This window comes from Paraburkholderia fungorum (genome assembly GCF_900099835.1).
GTDB lineage: Bacteria > Pseudomonadota > Gammaproteobacteria > Burkholderiales > Burkholderiaceae > Paraburkholderia > Paraburkholderia fungorum_A.
The window spans coordinates 2,505,533-2,529,093 of record NZ_FNKP01000002.1 but is presented as its reverse complement, the minus strand read 5'-3'; the positions used below and the strand labels follow the sequence as shown (position 1 = coordinate 2,529,093).

Sequence of the window (23,561 nt, the reverse complement as noted above, 5' to 3'; positions counted from 1 at the left end):
GGCGTCGGGTTCTTCGCAATCTCAGCGCGAGTGCATCGCCCTGCATCGCGTGATTGACGAATCGAATCCGGATGATTCGCGAGTCCGGCACGACGCATTAGTGACAGCGTGCCGGACTTTCCCAACTTTCAGCATGAAGCTATCCAATCCAATGACAATCGTGAAGAACAGCTATACGACCCAACCGGAATCGCTCGAACAATTGCGCAACGATTTTGTGCGTATCAAGGCCGAGCAGAAACTGCGTAACCGCGAAGCCGCGTTTGCGCTCGGTATCAGCGAAGGCGAGGTGCTTGCCGCATTTGTCGGCGAACACGTCGTGCGACTCGACACGCGTTTTATCGAGCTGTTTGAAGAGGTGCCGATGCTCGGCTCGGTGATGGCGCTGACGCGCAACGACGCCGCCGTGCACGAGAAAGATGGCCAGTTCGCCAATATGAGCCATGAGGGGCCGACCGGCATTGCACTCGGCGATCCGATCGATCTGCGGATTTTCTACAGCAAATGGGCAGCCGGTTTTGCTGTCACCGACGTCACGCCGCGCGGCACGCTGAAGAGTTTGCAGTTCTTCGACGCGCAAGGCCACGCTACCCACAAGGTTTATCTGCGCGAGCACAGCGATCACGCAGCCTACGCGGCATTTGTCGAACGCTGGGCACATGTGGAGCAGACGGCGGGAATGACGGTGACCGCCGCGCCTGCTGCGCCGGTGCCGACGCCCGACGAGGACATCGACGTGCAAGCGTTTCACGCCGCATGGCATGCAATGACCGACACGCATCAGTTCTTCGGCTTGTTGCGCAAGTTCAGGCTTGCACGTACTCAGGCGCTGCGTCTTGCCGAGTCGCGTTACGCGCAGCGCGTCGCGAACGACGCGATCGCAACGGTATTGAATCAGGCCGCGCAAACTGAATTGCCGATCATGGTGTTCGTTGGCAATCACGGCATGATCCAGATTCATACTGGACCTGTGAAGACGATCCAGGCGATGGGTCCGTGGCTCAATGTGCTCGACCCCGGTTTCAATCTGCATTTGCGCACCGATCTGATCGATAGCGCGTGGGTGGTCCGCAAGCCGACCAGCGATGGCATCGTGACGTCGCTTGAATTATTCGACTGCAAAGGCGATAGCATTGCGATGCTGTTCGGCGCGCGCAAACCGGGTTCGCCGGAACTCGCAGGATGGCGAGAACTGATTGCAAACATCGCGCCGGTTATGGAGAACATTGCCGAGGTGACCGCATGAGCCGGCGCGGCTTCGACATTCATCGACGCCGCATCGTGGTCGGCGGCGTCGCGGCGGTAGTCGGTATGGCCGGGCTGAATTCGCGAATGGCGATGGCAATAACAAAGACCGCTGCGCCAAATCGTGTGATCGTGATCGGCGGTGCGCTGGCCGAGATCGTGTATGCGCTCGACAAAAGCACGATGCTCGTCGCCACCGATACATCGTGCACGTTTCCCGCTGCCGTGCTGAAACTGCCGAAGGTCGGCTATCAGCGAACGTTATCGGCGGAAGGTGTGCTGTCGATGCATCCCGATCTGATTCTGACCTCCGCCGAAGCGGGGCCGCCAGGTGTGCTGCAGCAGATCCGGCAAACAGGCGTCAACGTCGTGTCGTTCACGGAAACACATAACGTGGATTCGCTGCGGAAAAAAATCGACGGCGTCGCGCGCGAACTCGGCGCGATGGAAGATGGCGCGGCATTGCGCAAACGTGTCGATGCCGAGTGGGACAACGCGATAAAAAACGTCGCCGCCTCACCGCTTGCGAGCCGCGCGCAACCGCTGCGTGTGCTGTTTCTGCTGAATCCTTCGGGTAGTCAACCGATGGTCGCGGGGCAACACACCGCCGCCGACGCGATGATCAGTTACGCCGGAGCGCGCAATGCCATTCAGGGTTTCGATGGTTATCGCAGCCTCTCGCCGGAAGCGTTGATCGCCGCCGCGCCCGATGTCGTGCTGACCACCGACGACACCCTCGCCGTATCGGGCGGAGCGGCGGCGATTCTCGGCACGCCGGGTTTCGCATCGACACCCGCAGGCAGAAATTCGCGAATCGTCTCGCTCGACACATTGTTCCTGCTCGGCTTCGGTCCGCGCTTACCGGAGGCTGTTATGGCGCTGAACCGGCAACTCGTGTCGGCGGCGTGAACGCCTTGGTCTGCACATCGCCGCATGCAAGCTGCTCGCGACGAACCTTTATTTGCGAAGTGCCATGAGCATCGAAAAAATCTCGCGTGTCGGAGGCGGACCATCGCCGGGCATCATGAAATCGCGTAGACCACGGGCTGTTTTCACGCTGTTCGCCGGTTTCAGATCGAACGGCGCACGCAATCCGCTTAGCGTGATGATTGCGCTGGGCGCGCTGCTATGCGTGTCGAGCGTTGCCGCAATCTGTCTCGGTGCGTACCGGATAGCGCCCACGACGCTATTAGCGGCCCTGTGGCGGCCCGGCGCACTCGGCGTGGACCCGACGATACTCGACCAGGCGCGTGCCGTTCTACTGTCGATCCGCCTGCCGCGCGTCGTGCTCGCGCTGATCGTCGGCGCCGGGTTCGGCGCGGCGGGCAGCGCGTTGCAGGCACTGCTGCGCAATCCGCTCGCCGATCCGGGTTTGATCGGCATATCGAGTGGGGCCGCGCTCGGGGCATCGCTCGCGATCGTCTGTGCGCCGTGGCTATTGTCGCGCTATGGATTCGCGGGCGATGGCGTGACCGCGTTCGCTGCATTTGCTGGGGCGCTCGTCGTTACCGCACTGGTCTACCGTTTGTCCGCGCGGCGAGGGCGCTTGAGCTTGCCCGTGCTGTTGTTGTCGGGCATCGCGCTGAACGCGCTTGCAGGTGCAACGATCGGCGTAATGACGTATGTCGCATCGGATTCGCAACTGCGTTCGCTGACGTTCTGGAGCCTCGGCAGTCTCGCGGGCGTGCAGTGGCGCACGATCCTGATTCTGCTGCCGCTGGTCGCACTGAGCGCGGCGCTGATCGGAAAATGCAGTCGCGCGCTCAATGTGATGCAGCTTGGCGAAATGGAAGCGCATCATCTCGGCGTGCCTGTGCAGCGAGTCAAACGCGTCGTGTTGATTGCGGCTGCGTTGAGCGTCGGCGCGATCGTCTCGTGTACCGGACAGATCGGCTTTATCGGTCTCGTTGCGCCGCATTGTGTGCGCCTCGTTTGCGGCCCGGATCAACGCTGGGTTCTACCAGGATCGATGTTGTTCGGCGCATCGCTAACCGTTCTGTCCGATCTGGCCGCGCGTACGATTGCCGCGCCCGCCGAAGTGCCGCTCGGCATCCTCACTGCATTGATAGGCGGTCCGTTTTTCCTCGCGCTGATTCTTCGCAATCGCGAGAGGCTTGGTGCGTGACGTGCTCGAATCGAACGGGATTTTGTTGAGAGAACGCGAATGCTCGAAGTAAAGAATGTGTACGTCAGATACGGCGATCGCACGGTGATCGACAATGTGTCGCTTGCCGTCCGACCCGGCGAATTCACCGTGGTGCTGGGCCGTAACGGCGCGGGCAAAAGCACGTTGCTCAAGGCGCTCGCAGGCGATTTCAACGCGCCGTCGGTGCGAAATTTTTTCGGCTACAGCGGGACCACGCTGCTGAACGACAAGCCGATCAATGTCATCAGCTCTGACCAGCTTGCCCGGACTCGCGCGGTGCTGTCGCAAACGTTCCAGAATAGTTTTCCGATTCGTGTCGAAGAGCTCGTTTCGATTGGACGGTATCCGCATTTATCACGTGTACGCAGCAGCGTAGGCGAGCAGATCGTTATTGACGACGTGCTGGGTTTGGCCGGCATCACGCACCTTAAAACACGCGATATAACAACGCTATCCGGCGGCGAACTGGCGCGGGCACAATTCGCCAGGACGCTCGCGCAACTGTGGCTTTCCGACGATGCCGATTCGCAAGAGAGATCCACGCGATTTCTACTGCTCGACGAGCCGACCGCTGCGCTCGATCTCGTTCATCAGCACAAACTGTTCGCGACGGTGAAGGAGTTGACGCATAGCTGGGGCATCGGTGCATTGGCGATTGCACACGATTGCAACCTGGCAGCGCGTTACGCAGACCGGATGATTTTTCTTGCAGACGGCAGGCTGATCGCGGAAGGTGCGCCGCAAGAAGTAGTCAGCGAAACGGTAATCGAGCAGTGTTTCGGGCTTGCGGTGCGAGTAGTCCATGACGATCTGGACGGGACGCCGTATCTGATTCCGGCATCCCGATAGCGAAGCGGATATCGGCGCGGTCCGCTTCGCATCGTTCAGTCCGCTACGACACGCTCGCTACATCCATCGTCAGAATGATCTTGCCGACATTCGCCGCCGACTCCATCCGTCGATGAGCATCGGCGGCACGCGCGAGCGGGTACGTGGAATCGACCACCGGCTCAAGACGCGCGCCACCATCAAAGCGTTCCAGCCAATGTTCGCGAAAACGCTTCACCATGTCGTGCTTTTCCGCTTGCGGCCGTGATTTCATCACCGTGCCGAGAATCTGCAGGTGCTTGTACAGAATCTGTTCCAACTCGACGCTGACGGTGCCTCCACCGCCAAGAATGCCGACCTGAACGAGTCGGCCGCCATTCGCGAGCGATGCAATATTGCTCTTGAAATACGGGGCGCCGACAAAATCGATGACCACGTCCACGCCTCGCCCATCGGTCGCTTTGGCGATCACTTCCGCGAAATCCTGCTTGCGATAATCAATCACCACGTCTGCTCCCAATTGCACTACACGCTCCAGCTTGTTGCCGTCGGCCGTGGCGAAAATCGACGCGCCGGTTGCATAAGCAAGCTGAACGGCGGCCGAACCGACGCCGCCCGCAGCCGCGTGAATCAGCACCGAGTCGCCGCGTTTCAATCGGCCGAGATGCATCATCGCCTCATGTGCGGTGACGAATACTTCGGGTATCGCGGCGGCATGCACGTAGTCGAGCGATTCAGGAACCGGCATCGCCATTCTGTAATCGATGCGCGCGATTTCCGCGTAGGCTCCGCCGCCGACGACGCCCATCACGCGGTCGCCCACCTTGAAGCCTTGAGTTTCACTGCCGGTTTCGATAACTTCGCCCGCGATTTCGAGTCCCATGATCGTCGAGTCGCCGAAGTTCGGCCGCCCGTAGCCGCCTCGCCGGTGCGTGAGATCCGCCCGGTTCACGCCGGCGGCATGAACGCAGACGAGCAGGTCGGCGGGACGCAACTCCGGCGCTGGCGCATCGTGAAGTTCGAGTACATCGGCTTCGCCAAACGAGTTGAATGTAATTGCTTTCATACTGACTGCTCCTTCGTTTCGCCGAGCGTTGTGTTGGCAACGGCCGACGCTGAAATTGCTGCTGGAAATCCTGCATAAAACGCGAGGTGGGTGATCAGGCCGCTAAGCTCGACGCGTGTGACTCCGTTGTCGATCGCGCGACGCAGATGTGCGGGCAGTTCATCAGTCTTGCCAAGCGCGACCAGTGTGGCGACAGTAATCAGACTGCGATCACGTAACGACAGATCGGCGTCGGCCCAGATTTGCGGAAACAGAACCGTGTCGACGAACTCGGAAAGTTTCGGCGTAAAAGCGCGCGCGGCTTCGCGCGGGCTGTGAAATTCGGAGTGGGACATGATGGCGTTCCTGTTAAACCTGGCTGATGAATTTGTGGGTGAGGTAGTACTCGATGCCTTCAGCGCCGCCTTCCGAACCATGGCCGCTTTCTTTCATTCCGCCGAACGGCAGCTCGGTAGCGATGATGCGGTACTGGTTGATGCCGATCATGCCGGCTTCCAGGCCGTCGGCCACGTCAATCGCCGTGCGCGCATTGCTGGTGAACGCATACGCGGATAACCCGTACGGCAGGCGGTTGGCTTCGGCGAGACCATCCTTGAGCGTGTCGAATGGCATCAGGATCGCGATCGGGCCGAACGGTTCTTCGTGCATGACGCGGGCGTCCATCGGCACGTCGGCAAGCACGGTCGGCTCGAAAAAATAACCCTGACCTTCGATACGTTTGCCGCCTGTCAGTACGCGTGCGCCGTGAGCCACAGCGTCGGCGACGAGTTCTTCCATCTTTGCAAGTTGCCGCGGATTGGCGAGCGGGCCGACCTGCGTGCCAGGCTGCATGCCGTCTCCAACAACGAGTGCTTCGGCAGCGCTGACGAAACGCTCCACGAATTCGTCATATACGCCGCGTTGAATCAGGAAGCGGGTCGACGAAATGCAAACCTGGCCGGTGCCGCGAAAGCGATTCGCCGCGCCATCGACGGCGGCTTTTTCGACATCGGCGTCTTCGAATACGAGCACCGGACCGTGGCCGCCCAGTTCGAGGGTGATCGGCTTCACGCCTTCGGCGGCACGTGCGGACAGCAGGCGTCCGATAGGCACCGAACCGGTGAATGTGACCTTGCGAATGACCGGCGACGCGATCAGTTGTCGGGAGACCGCATCGGGCACGCCGAAGACCACTTGCAGGACGCCCTTCGGCAATCCGGCATCATCGAGAGCCCGGGCCAGTGCGAGGGCCGTGGCGGGGCTTTCCTCGCCCGGTTTGATGATGACGCTGCAGCCTGCCGCGAGCGCGGCGGATAGCTTGCGTGCCGGCGTGATGGCGGGGAAGTTCCACGGGGTGAATGCCGCGACCGGGCCGATTGCCTGACGTTTGACGAGTTGCTGCACGCCAGGGCGATTCGAAGGCACTACGCGACCGTCGATACGGCGTGCTTCTTCTGCGAACCATTCGAAATAATCGGCGGCGCGCAGGACTTCGTCGCGGCTCTCGGCAAGCGGCTTGCCTTCTTCGAGGGTCATCAGGGTGGCCGTGCGCTCGGCGCGTTCGCGCATCAGATCGGCTGCGCGTTTGAGGATGCGCGCACGTTCGTTGGGGACGGTGTTGCGCCACACGTCGAATGCCCGTTGCGAAACGTTGAGCGCGTGATCGAGATCGGCGGCGGTGGCGAGAGGCACGCGGCCGAGTTCGACCTGTGTCGCCGGATTGATGACCGGCACCGTTTCGCGGGCGTCGCCGCCGATCCACTCGCCGTCGATGAAAAGATAGAGCTTGTCGTAAGTTGCGTTCATGACTGTTTGCCTCCATTAGTTATCCGATTGATTCGGCTCGGTGAATCGGCGGGTGACAGGTACTTCGATCACTGCCGGTTGCCGTTCTGCACTGGGTGCCGGGCTACGGAACGAAGTCTAGGGAGGAACGGCAAGCCGTTTAAGACGGACCACTGCAAATCATTTTTCTTCTGAACAGTAAAATCCAGCGGCCCGCGCTTGCCGGTGGCAAAAATCTGGCTTCCGCCGCGCCGTTCATGTTGAATGCTTGACGACAGGAAACTGTCAGATTCATCATGCAGGCTTTCCACGCATCATCCGCATTGGCAATGCAGGCTCGAGCCGGGCGGCGGTCGAAAGGGCGCCGTCATACGGAAGCAGTGCTTCCGCAGACGTGTCACGCGAATGAAAGAAAAATGAAAGAACGACGGGAGCGTTGCAATGGACAAGTTTTACAACATGTCGGTATTCGCGCGAGTGGTCGAGATGGGCAGTTTCACCGCGGTCGCGAATCATCTGGATTCGACCGTTGGAAACGTTTCACGCGCTGTGTCGACACTGGAAGAGGCGCTCAATACGCGTCTGCTGCAACGGTCTACCCGGCGTTTGTCGGTCACGGATGCGGGCAGGCGTTTCTATGATCGTTGCACGGAGATTCTCGCCGATCTTGAACATGCCGAAGCCGAGGCGCGCGATGCGATGCTGGAGCCGCGCGGCAGGCTCAGAGTGCATTCGGTGCCCGGTCTCGGACGCACGCATCTGACTGAAGCGGTGCTCGCGTATCGCAAGGAATTTCCGGAAGTCACCGTCGACCTGATGTTGTCGCAACGCATGCCGAATCTGCTCGAAGATCAGCTCGACCTGTCGGTCGTTATCGCTCGCACGCTGCCGGATTCGGCCTACGTGAGCCAGAAAATAGGCGCGAGCCAGTGTGTGCTGGTTGCTTCGCCCGACTATCTCGCCGAACATCCCGCACCCACGCGACCGGAAGAACTCGTCGACCACAACTGCGTGTTGCTAGCCACCGTCGACTATGCACCTGACGAATGGCATCTTCAGAGTGCGGCAGAAAGTGTCACATTTCGCCCCACAGGTCCGCACTTTGGCGTGAACGACATGGAGGCGATGTCCGTTGCTTTGCGCGCGGGTGCCGGCATTGGTCTGCTGGCGGGCTTTTCCGCCGTCGAGGAATTGCGCGCGGGCAGACTGGTTCGGGTGCTGCCGGATTTCCACACTTACGCGCGGAATGTGTACGCGGTGTATTTATCGCGGCAATTCGTAGATGCAAAGATCAAACACTTCGTCGAAACATTGAAGACTCACGTTGGAACGAAGCTCGACGCTTACGCGCGAGAACTTCACATTCACGTTGCAGCATAAGGAAGACACTGAAAGCAACGCTGTTCGCGTCTCGGCATAGCCCTTGCTGCAATGAATGGGTTATCCACCTGAACGAAAGGAGACACCTGTCATGAAGCTCTTTTATTCACCGGGCGCGTGCAGTCTCGCCGACCATATCGCCATGCATGAAGCCGGTATGACGTTCGACCGGGTTCGCGTCGACCTGAAGACGAAACTGACCGAGACCGGGCAAAAGTTTGAGGAAATCAATCCGAAGGGCTATGTTCCGACGCTCGAAATGGACGATGGCCAGATACTGACGGAAAACGTGGCGATTCTTTCGTGGATTGCGCAACACGGTGCATCGCTCGCGCCGCATGGCGAGTCGGGCAGATTGAGATTGCTTGAAATGCTCGCGTTCATCTCGACTGAAATACACAAACAGTTTGGGCGGATTTTCAAACCGAGTTCCGACGCGGAAGCGGCAGCGGCGCGCGAGAAAATCGGCCAACGTTTCAAACTGATTGGCAGCCAGATGAAGGGCGACTATCTATTCGGCAACGATGTAAGCGTGGCGGATGCTTATCTGTTCACCATGTTACTCTGGGCCGATAAGGTCGGACTCGACGCACCGCAGGTACTCGTTGATTTCGCGCAGCGTATGCGGGCAAGGCCGGCCGTTCAACTTGCTTTGAAGCACGAAGGACTGGCATGATCGAGTGGAGGCTTGGCATGGATCGCCAACCTCCTCACTGTTACCGCATCATTTTTCATGGGATACACACATGAAGTCGAGGAACATCGTACCGCTTCTGGTCGTTTCATTACTGGGCACCTCTGTTGCCGCATTCGCGCAACAGCACGACGATAACCATGGCGGGCATGGCGGTCCGCAGTCGCACGGAGGGCCTGGCCCGAGTCACGGCGGCCCGCAGCATGGAGGCGGTCACGGACCTGCGCCTCGCGAAGCATCGATCGACCGCCCGGGTGGGCCCGTTCCTCACAACGACTGGCATAAAGGCGAGCGGCTGCCGCAAGAATATCGCGACCGCAATTACGTGGTCGACGACTGGCGCGGACATGGGTTGCATCAGCCGCCGCGTGGTTACCAGTGGGTCGGCGTGAATGGCGATTACGTTCTCGCCGCCATTGCAACTGGCGTCATCGCAAACGTTCTGCTTTCCGGTCATTAACCGGAATTCTCACGCGATGGTGGTGAGCGAAAGCTCAACCACCATCGCCAGTCGAATCAATTCAAACGAATACCACTTGTTGCATCGAATAGATGCGCGTTTTCTGCACGCGCTATCAAGTCGTGCGCGGCTGTTTGTCATCGCCCACAGGTTCACGCAGCAGAAGCAATAGCTTCACGAAGAGCCGGTTGCGACCGCTCGTTCGAATCCGCTTGAGGCTGCTGTTGCGGATGACGAAGCGTGCGGCTGCGTTGCCCATCGACGGAAACCGCGCGCTCTCCCGCAATGGTGACGCGACGTACAAGACGCTCCTGCGTGCCGTAATCGTTGACCGCGTAGTGCTGGGTAGCGCGATTGTCCCAGATCGCGACATCGTTCTGACGCCATTGCCAACGCACCGTGTTTTCAAGGCGAATCACGCGGTTTTGCAGAATCTCGAAGATGCGAGCCGACTCCGAGCTCGACAGACCCACGATGCGTTTGATGAAATGGCCGAGCAACAGGGCTTTTTCACCCGATACCGGATGCACGTGGACGAGCGGGTGTTCCGCTTCATAGACGGCCGAAACAAACACGTTCTGATGATGCGACAGACGTGACGCGGCGGATTGCGAATCCGTGCCCGCAACGCGTTCGGCACCGTAGTCGTAATCGTTGGTGTGCACGGCCCAGAGCGACTCTGCGAGGCGCTTCAGATCGTCGGGCAGGCGCTCGTACGCGACAGCCGTATTCGCCCAGACCGTATCGCCGCCATATGCCGGAATCTTGACGCCACGCAGAATGGAGATCTTCGGAAACGCATCGATAAAGGTGACGTCTGTATGCCACGAATCCGCACGGCCGCCACCTTTGGATGCATCCAGTTCAAACAGCTTTGTGCCTTCCGGCGAGGGTACGGTAGGGTGCGCGATCGTATCGCCGAAACGTGCGCCAAAGGCCTGATGCGCTGCGTCGTCCAGATGCGACTGATCGCGAAAGAACAGTACCTTGTATTTCACCAGCGCGCGATGCAGCGTGTCGATGGCGGCATCGTCCAGATTGGGAGAGAGCCTGATGTCCTGAACTTCTCCGCCAATCAATCCAGCAACGCGCCGGATACGAAGGTTTTCAAATGACGTGTCCAGATTCGTTTCGGCGGAAGAACTCACGGTCTCGCTCCTATAGGAAGAGCTAAAAGTGTAGGAAACTGAGCGCGGCGTTCAAACCAACGAATCGGAATATCGATTCCATCGCCGTCAAATGCGAGCAAGCCATGCGCGAAAAAAAGCCGACCGCGCTATAGCGCCCACTCCACGGGCGCTGAAGCCGCCTAACGTCATCACCTTGATGCGAGTATTGAATATGAGCGTTTACTCGTAACATTCTCTGGACGGAACGCAAGGAGCGATCCGCATCAACGGAGATCGACATGACTGAAATCACCACGACCATGAAGCTCAATCACCTGAGTTTCCCCTCGTCCGATGTGAGCGCCACCGCCACGTTCTTCGAACAGCACCTTGGCTGCACTGTTGCGGGACGCGGCACAAGCTGGTTTCTGAAGCGCCCTGGCTTCGACATCGTGATCGATGACGCTGCGGCTCACCCGGTCGAATGGCCGCACAATTTCCACATTGGTTTCGAACTGCAATCTCTCGACGAGGTTCGCGCGCTTTATCAAAAGATGTTCGCGGCTGGCGTCGCAATGAAAACCGACGTATTCAAACACGAACGTGGCTCGCGATTTTTCTGTGAAGTGCCGGGTGGCGTTCTGGTCGAAATCAATACGCGCTCGGATGCCGACGAGCAATATCGCGGTACCTTCGACCTGTAAAGATATCGACCTGAAAAAGCAGTGGGCGCTTCTTGTGAATCAAAAGCGCCCACTGTTCACTGCATTTTTTCTACTGCTCGCAAACGTCTTTAAAGAACCATTCCACCCGATACTTCAATGCGTTGCCCGTTGATCCACCGGTTATCGTCCGACAGCAATGCGGCAATCATTGGTCCAATATCGTCCGGCTCGCCAACGCGGCCAAGCGCTGTCATGTCCGCTACACGTTTGTTCACCTCCGGGTTGTCGCGCACCATACCGCCGCTGAAATCGGTAGCGATTGCCCCTGGCGCAACCGTATTCACGGCGATGCCTCGTGCACCGAGTTCCTTCGCCATGTAACGGGTCAGCACTTCGACAGCACCTTTCATCGATGCATACGCGGATGACCCCGGAAACGCAAAGCGCGCCAGCCCCGACGAAATATTGACGATCCGGCCGCCATCGTTGATGAATGGCAACAGCTTCTGCGTGACGAAGAACACGCCTTTGAAATGAACCCGATAGACGGTGTCAAGTTCGTCTTCGGTTGTACTGTCGAATGCATTGTGCAGCGACGTGCCTGCATTGTTGACGAGGTAGTCGAAGCGCGAGGCGCCCAGCTCGCCCAGCGCGCGCTGCACATCTTGCACGAACTGATCGAAGGAGGCGGTATCGCCGACGTCCAGACGAAGCGCGACTGCGCGGCGTCCCGCTGCTTCGACCGACGCAATGACCTGATCGGCTTCGGCACGATTCGAGTGGTACGTGATAATGCTGTCGACTCCGCGTTTAGCGAGATTCAGCACGGTATTGCGGCCAAGGCCGCGGCTACCGCCGGTAACGATTGCAATTTTCGGGCTTGACGTTGATGTGATATCGGTAGGCATTGCGTGCTCCATGAGTTAGTTTGGCGTGAAGAAAAGATAGCTTTTGCGTCATGGGGAGTGAATGCCGGAACTCGCCTGTTTCTTGCCTAATCCTGTCCGCTGACCTATAACGTCCACGCGATCCACACTTGAGGCCAAGCCATGCTCGACGCGCTAATCGATGCCGTCACCCGCTATACCGACGCGCAGAGCGGCGACAACCCGTATGTCACAACGGTTGAAGGTCTGACGATTCTTCGTTCGAGTCTGGAGACGCGGCCGAATCACCTGATTCACAAACCTGCGCTCTGCATCGTCGTACAAGGGGCAAAAGCCACGACCTTCGGCAATCGACGTTTCGATTACAAGGCGGGGCAGGCACTCGTTGTGAGTATCGAGACGCCTGCGTTTGGCCGTGTTATCGAGGCTAGTCCGGATAAGCCATTTCTCGGCATCGTCATCGAATTGAATCTGTCGATCATGCGTGAAGTTGTGGAAGCCTTGAAGACGCTGCCCGACCCGGACATGGCCGCGCGTTCGGCGGTATTCGTTGCCAATTTCGACGGGCCATTGGCCGATTGCGCGCTGCGCATGGTGCGGCTCGTCGATACGCCGCAAGCTATTCCGATGATCTATCCGTTGCTGATGCGCGAGATCAGCTATTGGCTTCTGAGCGGCCCGAGCGGCGGCGAGATTGCGCGTCTCGCGCTGGCAGGCAGTCATTCGCAGCGCGTGATGAATGCGATTCACTCGCTACGTGAGCGCTTCACCGAATCGGTGAGTATTGAAGATCTGGCGCGCACGGCGCAGATGAGCGCTTCGGCATTTCATCGGGAATTCAAGGCGATTACGTCGATGACGCCGCTGCAATACCAGAAGCAGCTTCGCCTGATTGAAGCGCGCCGCTTGATGACGGCTGATTCGACGAACGTGGAAACAGCCGCGTTTCAGGTCGGTTATGAAAGCGCATCGCAGTTTAGCCGCGAGTACTCGCGCATGTTCGGCGCGCCGCCGCGACGTGAGGTGGTAGCACTGAAGCGCGTCGCGTCGTGAGTGGAAGCGCCGCGTCTTTAGTTACGTCTCTGTCTCCCACCGGTAATCCTCGACGAGGCCACGCATGAATGGAAACGTCCTGATTTCAGGTGCTGGTGTCGCCGGGCTTGCTCTGGCCTATTGGCTGGATCGAGCGGGATTCGGCGTGACACTGGTCGAACGTGCTTCCGAATTTCGCCGGGGCGGCCAGGTTGGCGACATTCGCGGTGTCGCGCTGGACGTGGTACAGGCGATGGGATTGCTCGACGACGCCCGCGCATTACGCACGCGTCTAAAGGGGATGTCGATGCTTGACGACGACGGCAACGAAATCGAACGCACCGAGGAGCGCACTCGCGAACTGGTCCGGCATTGGCAGAAGCCGGCGCAAGCGTTCGCCACCTATGAAGCGCTAATGAGACCGCACGTGAACCTTAATCAGGCGCTTGTCGATCTGACGCGCCAGGGCCCGGTGCCGGACGAGTTGCTGACCCATGCGAAGAACGGCATCGATCTGCGTGACCTGTTGAAAGAGGTGGATTAGACGATACGCAGCGCAAGCCTGTGCGCTCAACCGGCTTCTTGCGACGATAAGCCCACGTCGTCGGCGACACTGTCGGACTCCGGCTTTCGCTGATCGCGCTTCTGCCCGTTCTTCTTGTTGCGCTTCGCGTCGTACATCGCGGTATCGGCCAGGCGCAGCACGGCGTCGATATTCGTGTCCTCCGCGCTTACGTTTGCAATGCCGACGCTTGCCCCGATGGTTACGACGAGACCCGGCGACAGCTCGAAAGGCTGCTCGATCGTGCGCGCAATCGCCGCTGCCAGATCTTGCGGAGCTTGGCCTTCCCCGATACGGTCGACGATCACGAATTCGTCGCCGCCCATTCGTGCGACCAGCGCGTGTTCACTCGCGAGCGCCCGCAAACGTCTCGCGACCTGAATCAGCAGCTTGTCGCCCGCTTCGTGGCCGTGAGCATCGTTGACCGGCTTGAAGCCGTCGAGATCGAGATAGAGAAGCGTCATCCCCGCGCGGACAGGCGGCACGTCGTGCGGCCCTGTTGCCTTGAACAGCCCCTCACGGTTGAGCAGTCCGGTGAGCGCGTCGTGGCGTGCACGGTGACTGTTCTCGCGCTCGGCTTTCATCGTCGAAATGAGCATGCCGTTAAGGCGCTTCGCGGCGACGCTCATTGCAAACATGTAGAACGGAATCTGCAAAAGCGTGAGAAGAAGCACGGGTTCGCCCGCGAGCAACGCGCCGAGACAGCACGGCCCGAGCGAACAGAAGATCATCACCGCGACGAGGCGCGGCGCAGCGAAATTGCGGAAACAGATGCCGCCGACCATCGCGGCCGCCGACAGGAACGACAGCGTCGCGGCAACCCAGTCGCCGCTGACCGCGCTGACAAATGCGCCATAGCCGACCGTGATGCCCCACAGCGGAGCCAGCAGGATGTAGAGGTCGGTGGGCGTCGTTCTGGCCTGCGCCGCGCGGTTCCGGGCGATGGCGAGCACACACAGGCGCACCACGCAGACCGCGATTTCCGCGCCGAGCCATAAACGGAACGGCCAGGTGGGATGCCGGTGCGCGAGAACCCACGCAACCGCGATCGTGTTGAATACGCCGCCGAAGAAAATGGGTAGTGTGCCGAACAGCGTGCCGACCAGTGCGACGCGAATCTCGAACGGTGTTTCCTGTCCAGGAGCCGCCAGCCATTGGGCCAGTCGGCCACGCGGCAAAGAGTAGATTTTTTTAGTACTTGGCACGAGCAACACCTTATTTGCGGGCCAACGCCCGCGCCTGATCTCGAGGCGACGACAAGCAAGGAGGCGGTCCACATCCGCTATGGTGCGGTGCGGTTGGGTCAGCGTTTTCCCCCGAATACACTGCCACGCCGCCATTATCTGGATGCCTTGACATCCATTGCCCGAGTTTAGCAGGCTTCGTGCTGGGCCGAATACGTCAGCGGGGTCGGCTTTGAGGTCTTTAACAATCAGTGGTGTTCGCGCGACGCCCCCCCCGATTGGGCCAGAAGCTCAGATCCAGCTGACGGAAATTTAACGGCGCGTGCACATGGGGTTAGCGCACGTTATAGCGCGGCCCATGCCGTTGGATCTCCGTGATCGAAAGTACGGATAATGGCTGCATCATGCGGAAAATCGTGTTGTATGCGACACGCCTGCCCTCCAGGGAGACTGCCATGAACGACACCCGGCGACTCGCCGCCTTGCGCATCGTTCTGATCGTTGTGGGACTGATCGCCGTGTTCGGGTTCTGGCCGCTGATGATCCTGTGGCCGTCCGGCTGGGCGTGGCACAGCGGTCATTCCGACTATCCGTTGATGATCGTGGGCATCTACGCGACGCTTGGCGTATTCCTGCTGATGGCGTCGCGCGATCCGCTGCGGCATCTGAGCCTGATCTGGTTCACTGTGTGGTCGAGCATCGTGCATGGCGCGATCATGGCCGTGCAGTCGTTCGGCGTGGAGATGGACGGCGCGAGTCACGTCGGCCATCTGGCAGGCGACGTGCCCGCGTTGTTCATCGCGGCGGCCGCGCTGGCCTTCTTCACACCGCGCGGCGAAAAGGCGCGCACGCTGGCTCGCATGACGGGGTAGACGGCGAGTGATTGAAAAGACCGCCGCCCTGACAGATTTGATCGCTGGTAATGGCACATATTTGCTCTTTAACTGATTCAGCGCCGACGGGATATGCTGCTCATAAGGCCATTGACAGAAACACCACATATTGTTTGCCGCGCAGTAGATATACCGATCCGATATATGTTGCTGGAAGCTATCAGTAGATACCAAACCCTATACGGATGCGAGAGCACGAATTCCGTTTGCTCTTGCATTGACAGCATTGCATTCTCGCGGGGTGATATAAAAAAATTCACCTGATTTATATCGTTTTCCCGTTGAACCCGGGAATTGTCGATTGCTATTTCATTAGAACCGGTTTTCCCGGATTCCCGGTCTTGATCGGATTGGCAAGGGGTCGGTTGTGAAGAAAACGATGCCGGTGACGACGAACACGGTCCAATATCGCACCGGCCATCTGCGGATTTCACACCGCGGGTCCCTTATTGTCCAGCGCAACCGAAAACCCGCGTTGCACGCCGGGGCGCTCGAACAGGGTCGCATACCATCGCTTGACGTTCGGGAAGTCGTCGAGCGAAACCTGATGGCGCTCGTGCCGCCACGCCCAGCCGAGAATCGCAAAATCCGCGACGGATAGCTCGCCGGCGACAAATTCGACATCGGCGAGCCGCCGATCCAGCACGCCATAAAGGCGCCGCGTTTCGTCCGAATAGCGCTTGAGCCCGTAACGCCGGTCAGCCTCGGGCTCGACCGTGCGGAAGTGATGCACTTGTCCCGGCATCGGGCCGAAGCCGCCCATTTGCCACATCAGCCATTCGATGACCGGCACCCGCTCGCGCAAATTCGTCGGCAAAAACCTGCCGGTTTTTTCGCCGAGGTAGAGCAGAATCGCGCCCGATTCGAACACGCTGATCGGACGGCCGTCGGGTCCATCGGAATCGACGATGGCCGGAATGCGGTTGTTCGGGCTGATGCGCAGAAAATCGGCTTCGTGCTGTTCGCCCTTCGAGATGTTCACCGGCTTGACGGTGTACGGCAGATTCATTTCTTCGAGCGCGACGCTGATCTTCCGGCCGTTAGGCGTATTCCATGTATGAAGGCTAATTGTCATTCAGTGCGTTCCATTTTGAAAGGCGGGTTTGCGTAACGTGGTACCCGGCTCGTTGTAGTAATGCCATAAATAAATAGGTGATTCTGATCACTTATCGGCAGGTGTGGCGGAAATGGCCTGACCGGTTATGGTTTGTAATCACAATCGAGATTGATATTTATTTTTAAGGTAGTTAAATATACAGGGTATTTTTCGTCTCTCGTGCCGTACTACCGTTCCGGTGAACAGGGGAATTGCGTGCAGAGTAATTCGCAGACCTTGGAACTCGCTTACGAAGGTAATACACGCTCTCAATCGCGGCGCGTGATCAGGTGTGCAATGGCGCTCGTCATGGCCACTTCGCTGGCTGCATGCATGGTCGGGCCGGACTATCGCAAGCCCGAAGTCCAGATACCCGAAGGATTCAAGGAGGGGGTGGACTGGCAGCGCGCGCAGGCGAATCCGCAAGCCGCGATCTCCAGCACCTGGTGGCGCATGTACGGCGACGACAAGCTCAACGGTCTCGTCGAGCAGGCATTGCAGGCCAACCAGTCGATTGCCGCCGCCGAAGCCGCCTACCGGGTCGCGCTCGCCACCGTCGAATCGAATCGCGCGGGCCTGTTCCCCGTCGTCACGGCCGGGTTGTCCGGGGCACGCTCGGGCGGCAATCTCGCGGGACTCGAAGGCATCAGCTCGGGCACGTCCAGCCCGCCGAGCAACAGCGTGATTGCCAGTGGCACCGTCAGTTGGGAGCTGGACCTGTGGGGACAGATACGGCGCCAGATTCAGGCGTCGCAAGCGAACGCCCAGGCATCGGATGCGCAACTCGCGGGCGAGCGCATTTCGATTGCGGCGAGCGTTGCGACCGACTATTTCCAGTTGCGTCAGGCGGACGTCAACATCCGCATGCTGAAGGAGCAGCAGGACCTCTACGGCCGCATTCTCGCGATGACGCAGACCGGCTTCAAGGAAGGCTTCGCATCCGGCGACGACGTGCTCAACGCGCAGGAGAATCTGCAGATCGTGATCGCCGATCTGCAGACAAGCGAAATCTCGCGCGAGCAGAACGAACACGCAATCGCGGTGCTGACCGGCACGCCGCCGGAGTCGTTCGCCATCGCGCCCGATCCGAACTACCAGTTCGTTTCGCCCGATGTGCCGTCGGCACTGCCGTCGCAACTGCTGGAACGGCGCTACGACGTGGTGAGCGCCGAACGCACGGCGGCGGCGGCCAACGCGAGCATCGGCGTCGCCGAAGCCGCGTATTTCCCGACCCTGACGCTATCCGCCGAGGGCGGCTTCGCGCACAACACGTTCGCGCATCTCTTTTCGTTACCGAGCCGCTTCTGGACCCTCGGCCCCGATCTCGCGGCCACGCTGTTCGACGGCGGCGAGCGCACGGCGGCGGTACACGGAGCGCGCGCAACTTACGACGAAGACGTCGCGAACTACCGGAACACGGTGCTGACCGCATTCCAGAGCGTGGAAGACAGCCTCTCGTCGATGAATCATCTGCGCGCGCAGGCCAGCGCATTCGCCAGCGTGTACGACAGCAGCAACCGGCTGTTCGCCAGCCAGCAGGCGCAATTCAACGCCGGTGCGGCCAGCGAGCAGAACGTGCTGACGCAACGGTTGACGTTGATCCAGGCCGAGGAAAGTCTGCGCGACACGCAGGCGCAGCTCGCCGAAAGCAACGTGCTTCTCGTCAAGAATCTGGGCGGTGGATGGCAACGCGATGACGCCGTGGCATCGGCGCCGTCTGCCGCCTCCATGCCTGCTTCAACGCCCGCTCCGGGCGCAGTCGCCCAGCCCGCCGCGCAGCCGTCCGCGGACTGACTCGCATGCAGTTTCGTACGATCCGGCAAAACGCGTAGTCTGCGGACGCCGGCCTCAAGCAAGAACGGAGTTCTCATGAAGTCACGCCTTCAGCGCGCGTCGCTGTCGTACCTGTGTCTGATCGCGCTCGCCGCCTGCTCGAAAAGTGCGCCGCCGCCTCCGCCGCCGCAGGTCGCGACGTTCAAGGTGCAGTCGCAGTCGGCGCCGTTGGAACGCCAGTTCGCCGGCCGGCTGTCGGCGTACTACAGCGCGAACGTCACGGCGCGCGTGTCGGGCGTGCTGCTGCGACGGACCTACACCGAAGGCTCGCAGGTGAAAGCGGGTCAGTTGCTGTTCGAGATCGATCCGGCGTTTTATCGCGCGCAACTCGATAACGACCTCGCGCTGCTAGCGCAAGACCAGGCTACTTACACCAACGACCGCATCACTGCCGCCCGCAACCGCAAGTTGCTGCCGGTCGGCTCGGTGTCGCAACAGACCGTCGACAACTCCGATGCCGCCGAGCGCAGCGCCGCAGCGAAAGTGAAGGCCGACCAGGCGGCAGTCGAGACCGCGCGGATCGCGCTGAACTACACGCGCGTGACCTCGCCGATCAGCGGCATCGCCGGACAGCAGCAGGCGACGGCGGGCGCGGTGGTCGGCACTAGCACCACCGACACCGGCGGCAACGGTACGTTGCTGACCACGGTCCAGCAGATCGACCGGATGTACGTGAACTTCACGATCAGCTCGTCCGATCTGGCGACGCTGCAACAGTTGCAGAGCAACGGCGCGGTCGAATTGCAGCAGCAGAAGCAGACGGCGGTGCGGATCAGGCTGCCCAACAATACGCAATACGGCACGGCGGGCACGCTCGATTTCTCCGACGTGTCGGTGAATGCGGCGACCGGCGCGATCAATATGCGGGCGCTCATCGTGAACGCGCAGCGGCGTCTGCTGCCCGGCATGTACGTGACCCTGATCGTCGATTTCGGTCGTCAGAACAATGTGTTCCTGGTGCCGCAACAGGCGTTGCAGCGCGATACCGTCGGCGGATTTGTGTACGTGGTCGGTGCGGACGGCAAGGTCGCGCGCAAGGACGTCGAGACGCACGACAGCCTGGGCAACAACTGGATCGTGACGCACGGACTCGCGGACGGCGATGAAATCATCGTGACGGGCGTGCAGATGGCGAAGGAAGGCGCGCCGGTGAAAACCGTCGCGTGGCAGCCGCCGGGGGCGGCTTCGGATGCGGCGGCCGCGTCGAGTCCAGCGGCAGCAGCGGATTCGGCTGCATCGGTATCGGCACCGGCTCAAGCCTCAACCCCGGCTCCGGCCAGCAAGGCGGAGTAGGGGACCGCCATGCCGAATTTTTTCATCAACCGTCCCGTCTTCGCGTGGGTCATCGCGATCCTGATCTGTCTGTTCGGCATCATCTCGGTGCACAGCATGGGGATCGACTCGTACCCGGACATTGCGCCACCGGAGGTGACCGTCACCGCGAACTATCCGGGGGCGAGCGCGCAGACGATGGAATCGACGGTGACCCAGGTGATCGAGCAGCAACTCACCGGCATCGACAATCTGCTGTACTTCAGCTCGTCGTCGAGTTCGAACGGCCAGACGACGATCACCCTCACGTTCTCGACGGGCACGAACCCCGACATCGCGCAGGTGCAGGTGCAGAACAAGGTCACGCTGGCCGAGCCGCTGTTGCCGACGCAGGTCACGCAGCAGGGCGTGGTGGTGGCGAAGGCGAGCCCGGACATCCTGATGTTCGTCGCGCTGCAATCCAGCAATCCCGCGATCGATGCAGGCCGTCTGAGCGACATTCTCGCGTCGCAGATCCAGCCGAACATCGGCCGCGTGAGCGGGGTCGGCAATACGACGCTGCTCGGCTCGGAATACGCGATGCGTATCTGGCTCGACCCCGACAAGCTGCAAAGCTACGGGCTGTCGACCACCCAGGTGCTCAATGCGGTGAGCGGGCAGAATGCGCAATTCGCAGCCGGTTCGCTCGGGGCGGACCCCGCGATCAAAGGCCAGGTGTTCACGGCGACGGTGACCGGCGACCGCCTTTTCTCGTCGCTCAAGCAGTTCCAGGACATCATTCTCGTCGCGAACAGCAACGGCACCGTGGTCAAGCTGAGCGACGTGGCGCGCATTTCGTTCGGCTCGCAGACGTATGGTTTTGCGCCGGTCTATAACGGCAAGCCGGCGGGCGGCATGGCGGTGTTCCTGCTGCCGGGGGCGAACGCGTTGTCGGTTGCGAAGGCGGTCAAGGCGGAGATGGCGATCCTCGCGCGCGACCTGCCGCAAGGCGTCACGTGGAGCGTGCCTTACGACACCACGCCGTTCATCACCGCGTCGATCATCGACGTGATCCGCACGCTCGTCGAAGCAATTGTGCTGGTGTTCTTTGTCATGCTGATTTTCCTGCAGAACCTGCGAGCCACGATCATTCCGACCCTGGTGATTCCGGTCGCGCTGCTGGGGACTTTCATCGGCCTTTCGGCGCTGCATTACACGCTCAATCAGTTGACGCTGTTCGGCATGGTGCTGGCCATCGGTATCGTGGTCGACGACGCCATCGTGGTGATCGAAAACGTCGAACGGATCATGTCCGAAGAGCACCTTGAGCCGCGCGCGGCGACGCGCAAGGCGATGGGGCAGATTACGGGCGCCATCATCGCGATCACGGTGGTGTTGTCGGCGGTGTTCATTCCGTCCGCGCTGCAGCCGGGCGCGACCGGCATCATCTACGCGCAGTTTGCGCTGACGATCGCGGTGTCGATGGGCTTTTCCGCATTCCTCGCGATGTCGTTCACGCCTTCGCTGTGCGCGGCGATCCTCAAGCCCGAGCACGAGAAAAAGAAGAATGTGATCTATCGCTGGTTCGACCGGACCTTTGACTGGACTTCGAAAAAATATCTCGGACATGCGGCCAAAGCCGTGACTCACGCGCCGCGCTGGATGGTGGTCTTCGTGCTGGTCGTGGTGCTGACCGGCTTCCTCTACACCAAACTGCCGACCAGCTTCGTGCCTGACGAAGATCAGGGCTTCGTGCTCGCGCTGATCAACCTGCCGCCCGGCTCGACACTGCAACGGACCAATCACGTCATGGAGGAAGTGCGCACCACGCTGCTGAACAGCGCGGTCGGCAAGGACATCGTGGGCATTTTCCAGCCGGAGGGCTTCAGCTTCGTCGGCACCAGCGAAAACGTGGGTATGTCGTTCATCAAACTCGCGGACTGGGACAAACGATCCCGCACCGCGATGCAGTTGATTCCGCAGATCAATGGCATCTTGCACGGCATTTCCGATGCGCAGATTTTCGCGGTGAATCTGCCGACCATTCGCGGTCTTAGCCAGTTCGGCGGCATCGACATGTATCTGCAGGCGCGCGCCGGACAGACACGCGAGGAACTCGCCCAGGCACAGGGCACGTTATTGATGGCGGCGGCGAAGAGTCCCGCGCTGTTCGGGATTCGCCCTAACTCGCTGCCGAGCGCGCCGCAACTGGACGTCGCCGTGGATCGTGCGCAGGCCGAGGCGATGGGCCTGTCGCTGACCGATGTGTACGACACGCTGCAGATGCAGCTTGCGCCGTTTTATGTGAACCAGTTCACTTACGGCGGTCGGGTCAAGCGTGTTTATATTCAGGCGGACGCCCCCTTCCGCATGGATATCAACGCGTTCCAGCATCTGTACACACCGAGCCTCTTCACCAACAGCACCGGCACTGGCACCGGTACGACCGCGAGCCAGTCGTCGGCCACCACGACCTCGGCGAACGGCTTCACGACGCCCGTGGACCCATCTCCCGCGAATACCTCGATCAGCCCGTACAACATGGTGCCGCTTTCCAGCGTGGTGAATGCCAACTGGACCTTCGGGCCGACTGTGCTGCCGCGCTACAACGGCTATTCGGCGATTGAAATTGTCGGCAACTCTGCGGCGGGATATTCGACCGGACAGGCGATCGACGTGTTGCAGAACATCGTCGACCGGCAGTTGCCGACCGGTTTCGCGGCGGACTGGACCGGGCAGTCGTTCCAGGAGTTGCTGTCGGGTTCATCGGCGACGACCTTGCTGATGCTGTCGATCGTCGTGGTGTTCCTGTGCCTCGCCGCACTTTATGAAAGCTGGTCGATTCCCGCTGCGGTGCTGCTGGTGGTGCCGCTTGGGATGCTCGGCATGCTGGTGTTCTGTCTGTCGTTCAGTGTGCCTAACGATATCTACTTCAAGATCGGTCTTGTCACTGTGATCGGTCTTGCGGCGAAGAACGCGATTCTGATCGTCGAGTTCGCCGTCGAGGGGCAGCAAAAAGGCATGACGTTACGCGATGCGGTAATGACTGCTGCACGGCTGAGATTGCGTCCAATTTTGATGACGTCGGCGGCTTTTATCCTTGGCGTTTTTCCGCTGGTGATTTCTTCGGGGGCGGGCGCGGCGTCGCGTCATGAAATCGGCACCGGTGTGATCGGCGGGATGCTGTTTGCGACTGCGTTCGGTTTGCTGCTGATTCCTGTGTTCTATGTGGTCGTGCGGCAACTGCTGGGCGACAAGCTCGACGAGGTATCGAAGAAGATGCCGCATCACGATGACGACGGCGATGGCGGTCACGATCCGCACGACGGTGGCAAACCTGGCGGCGATGGTGGACACAGCGGCGGTCCAGGCGGCAGCGCGAGCGGCGGCGCGGGCAGCGCAAGCCCTGCTGGGGAGGGCACACCGGCCTGACGAACCGGAGCGCGCCGGACGCGGCGCGTGGTCG

Annotated in this window: 22 protein-coding genes; 14 read left to right on the top strand and 8 right to left on the bottom strand. The window is 60.3% G+C overall.

What is annotated here, in order from left to right:
- Positions 1–151 precede the first annotated feature (151 nt).
- From BLS41_RS27165 to BLS41_RS27150, 4 genes are all read left to right on the top strand, one after another.
- Complete coding sequence (locus BLS41_RS27165; RefSeq protein ID WP_074770475.1) at positions 152–1,246, top strand: hemin-degrading factor; 1,095 nt, start codon at positions 152–154, stop codon at positions 1,244–1,246.
- Complete coding sequence (locus tag BLS41_RS27160) at positions 1,243–2,154, top strand: heme/hemin ABC transporter substrate-binding protein (RefSeq protein ID WP_074770474.1); 912 nt, start codon at positions 1,243–1,245, stop codon at positions 2,152–2,154. The genes BLS41_RS27165 and BLS41_RS27160 overlap by 4 nt, the downstream gene beginning before the upstream one ends.
- Before the next feature lie 115 nt (positions 2,155–2,269).
- Positions 2,270–3,370: a FecCD family ABC transporter permease gene (locus tag BLS41_RS27155; protein WP_143026415.1), complete on the top strand. Its 1,101-nt coding sequence runs from the start codon at positions 2,270–2,272 to the stop codon at positions 3,368–3,370.
- A 39-nt stretch (positions 3,371–3,409) separates the two neighbouring features.
- Positions 3,410–4,240, top strand: coding sequence for a heme ABC transporter ATP-binding protein (locus tag BLS41_RS27150; protein WP_074770470.1), 831 nt, complete (start codon positions 3,410–3,412; stop codon positions 4,238–4,240).
- Between the two features lie 43 nt (positions 4,241–4,283).
- On the opposite strand, the gene BLS41_RS27145 is transcribed toward BLS41_RS27150, so the two are convergent.
- The 4 genes from BLS41_RS27145 to BLS41_RS38620 all read right to left on the bottom strand — a co-directional run bounded on the left by BLS41_RS27145 (position 4,284) and on the right by BLS41_RS38620 (position 7,360).
- The gene (locus BLS41_RS27145; protein WP_074770468.1) at positions 4,284–5,285 is read right to left on the bottom strand and encodes an NAD(P)H-quinone oxidoreductase; all 1,002 of its coding nucleotides are present in this window, start codon (positions 5,283–5,285) and stop codon (positions 4,284–4,286) included.
- Positions 5,282–5,620 carry a carboxymuconolactone decarboxylase family protein gene (locus BLS41_RS27140; protein ID WP_074770466.1) on the bottom strand — a complete coding sequence of 113 codons (339 nt, stop codon included), beginning with the start codon at positions 5,618–5,620 and terminating at the stop codon, positions 5,282–5,284. Before BLS41_RS27140 ends, BLS41_RS27145 begins: the two co-directional genes overlap by 4 nt.
- A 13-nt stretch (positions 5,621–5,633) precedes the next feature.
- Entirely contained in the window at positions 5,634–7,070 is a 1,437-nt protein-coding gene (locus tag BLS41_RS27135; protein WP_074770464.1) for an NAD-dependent succinate-semialdehyde dehydrogenase, read from the bottom strand.
- Between the two features lie 68 nt (positions 7,071–7,138).
- Positions 7,139–7,360 carry a hypothetical protein gene (locus BLS41_RS38620; protein ID WP_143026374.1) on the bottom strand — a complete coding sequence of 74 codons (222 nt, stop codon included), beginning with the start codon at positions 7,358–7,360 and terminating at the stop codon, positions 7,139–7,141.
- Positions 7,361–7,490: 130 nt separating this feature from the next.
- On the opposite strand from BLS41_RS38620, the gene BLS41_RS27130 reads away from it, so the two are divergent.
- The 3 genes from BLS41_RS27130 (at position 7,491) to BLS41_RS27120 (ending at position 9,583) form a co-directional block, all read left to right on the top strand.
- Positions 7,491–8,429, top strand: a complete 939-nt coding sequence (locus tag BLS41_RS27130; RefSeq protein ID WP_074770462.1) for a LysR family transcriptional regulator — start codon at positions 7,491–7,493, stop codon at positions 8,427–8,429.
- Positions 8,430–8,520: 91 nt separating this feature from the next.
- Positions 8,521–9,105, top strand: coding sequence for a glutathione binding-like protein (locus BLS41_RS27125; RefSeq protein ID WP_074770460.1), 585 nt, complete (start codon positions 8,521–8,523; stop codon positions 9,103–9,105).
- 70 nt (positions 9,106–9,175) lie between these two features.
- Positions 9,176–9,583 (top strand): RcnB family protein, encoded by a 408-nt coding sequence (locus tag BLS41_RS27120; RefSeq protein ID WP_074770458.1) that lies wholly within the window; start codon positions 9,176–9,178, stop codon positions 9,581–9,583.
- Positions 9,584–9,735: 152 nt separating this feature from the next.
- Here BLS41_RS27120 and BLS41_RS27115 read toward each other — a convergent pair whose 3' ends face one another.
- Complete coding sequence (locus BLS41_RS27115) at positions 9,736–10,731, bottom strand: TauD/TfdA dioxygenase family protein (RefSeq protein ID WP_074770455.1); 996 nt, start codon at positions 10,729–10,731, stop codon at positions 9,736–9,738.
- Positions 10,732–10,991: 260 nt separating this feature from the next.
- Here BLS41_RS27115 and BLS41_RS27110 point away from each other — a divergent pair, with 260 nt between their 5' ends.
- The gene (locus BLS41_RS27110) at positions 10,992–11,396 is read left to right on the top strand and encodes a VOC family protein (RefSeq protein ID WP_074770453.1); all 405 of its coding nucleotides are present in this window, start codon (positions 10,992–10,994) and stop codon (positions 11,394–11,396) included.
- Positions 11,397–11,485: 89 nt separating this feature from the next.
- Here BLS41_RS27110 and BLS41_RS27105 read toward each other — a convergent pair whose 3' ends face one another.
- The gene (locus BLS41_RS27105; RefSeq protein WP_074770451.1) at positions 11,486–12,265 is read right to left on the bottom strand and encodes an SDR family NAD(P)-dependent oxidoreductase; all 780 of its coding nucleotides are present in this window, start codon (positions 12,263–12,265) and stop codon (positions 11,486–11,488) included.
- Between the two features lie 141 nt (positions 12,266–12,406).
- Between BLS41_RS27105 and BLS41_RS27100 the strand changes: the two genes are divergently transcribed.
- Both BLS41_RS27100 and BLS41_RS38615 read left to right on the top strand, forming a co-directional pair.
- A complete protein-coding gene (locus tag BLS41_RS27100) occupies positions 12,407–13,297 on the top strand; it encodes an AraC family transcriptional regulator (RefSeq protein ID WP_074770449.1) in 891 nt (296 codons plus the stop codon).
- Positions 13,298–13,361: 64 nt separating this feature from the next.
- Complete coding sequence (locus tag BLS41_RS38615; protein WP_143026373.1) at positions 13,362–13,820, top strand: FAD-dependent monooxygenase; 459 nt, start codon at positions 13,362–13,364, stop codon at positions 13,818–13,820.
- A gap of 26 nt (positions 13,821–13,846) precedes the next feature.
- Here BLS41_RS38615 and BLS41_RS27090 read toward each other — a convergent pair whose 3' ends face one another.
- Complete coding sequence (locus tag BLS41_RS27090) at positions 13,847–15,043, bottom strand: GGDEF domain-containing protein (protein WP_074771213.1); 1,197 nt, start codon at positions 15,041–15,043, stop codon at positions 13,847–13,849.
- A 434-nt stretch (positions 15,044–15,477) separates the two neighbouring features.
- Here BLS41_RS27090 and BLS41_RS27085 point away from each other — a divergent pair, with 434 nt between their 5' ends.
- Positions 15,478–15,894 (top strand): DUF6632 domain-containing protein, encoded by a 417-nt coding sequence (locus tag BLS41_RS27085; RefSeq protein WP_074770447.1) that lies wholly within the window; start codon positions 15,478–15,480, stop codon positions 15,892–15,894.
- 451 nt (positions 15,895–16,345) lie between these two features.
- Here BLS41_RS27085 and BLS41_RS27080 read toward each other — a convergent pair whose 3' ends face one another.
- Positions 16,346–16,990 (bottom strand): glutathione S-transferase family protein, encoded by a 645-nt coding sequence (locus BLS41_RS27080; RefSeq protein ID WP_074770445.1) that lies wholly within the window; start codon positions 16,988–16,990, stop codon positions 16,346–16,348.
- A gap of 330 nt (positions 16,991–17,320) precedes the next feature.
- Between BLS41_RS27080 and BLS41_RS27075 the strand changes: the two genes are divergently transcribed.
- The 3 genes from BLS41_RS27075 (at position 17,321) to BLS41_RS27065 (ending at position 23,527) form a co-directional block, all read left to right on the top strand.
- Entirely contained in the window at positions 17,321–18,805 is a 1,485-nt protein-coding gene (locus tag BLS41_RS27075) for an efflux transporter outer membrane subunit (protein WP_253189766.1), read from the top strand.
- Positions 18,806–18,880: 75 nt separating this feature from the next.
- Complete coding sequence (locus tag BLS41_RS27070; protein WP_074770441.1) at positions 18,881–20,137, top strand: efflux RND transporter periplasmic adaptor subunit; 1,257 nt, start codon at positions 18,881–18,883, stop codon at positions 20,135–20,137.
- 9 nt (positions 20,138–20,146) lie between these two features.
- Positions 20,147–23,527: an efflux RND transporter permease subunit gene (locus BLS41_RS27065; RefSeq protein ID WP_074770439.1), complete on the top strand. Its 3,381-nt coding sequence runs from the start codon at positions 20,147–20,149 to the stop codon at positions 23,525–23,527.
- The last annotated feature ends 34 nt before the right edge of the window (positions 23,528–23,561 follow it).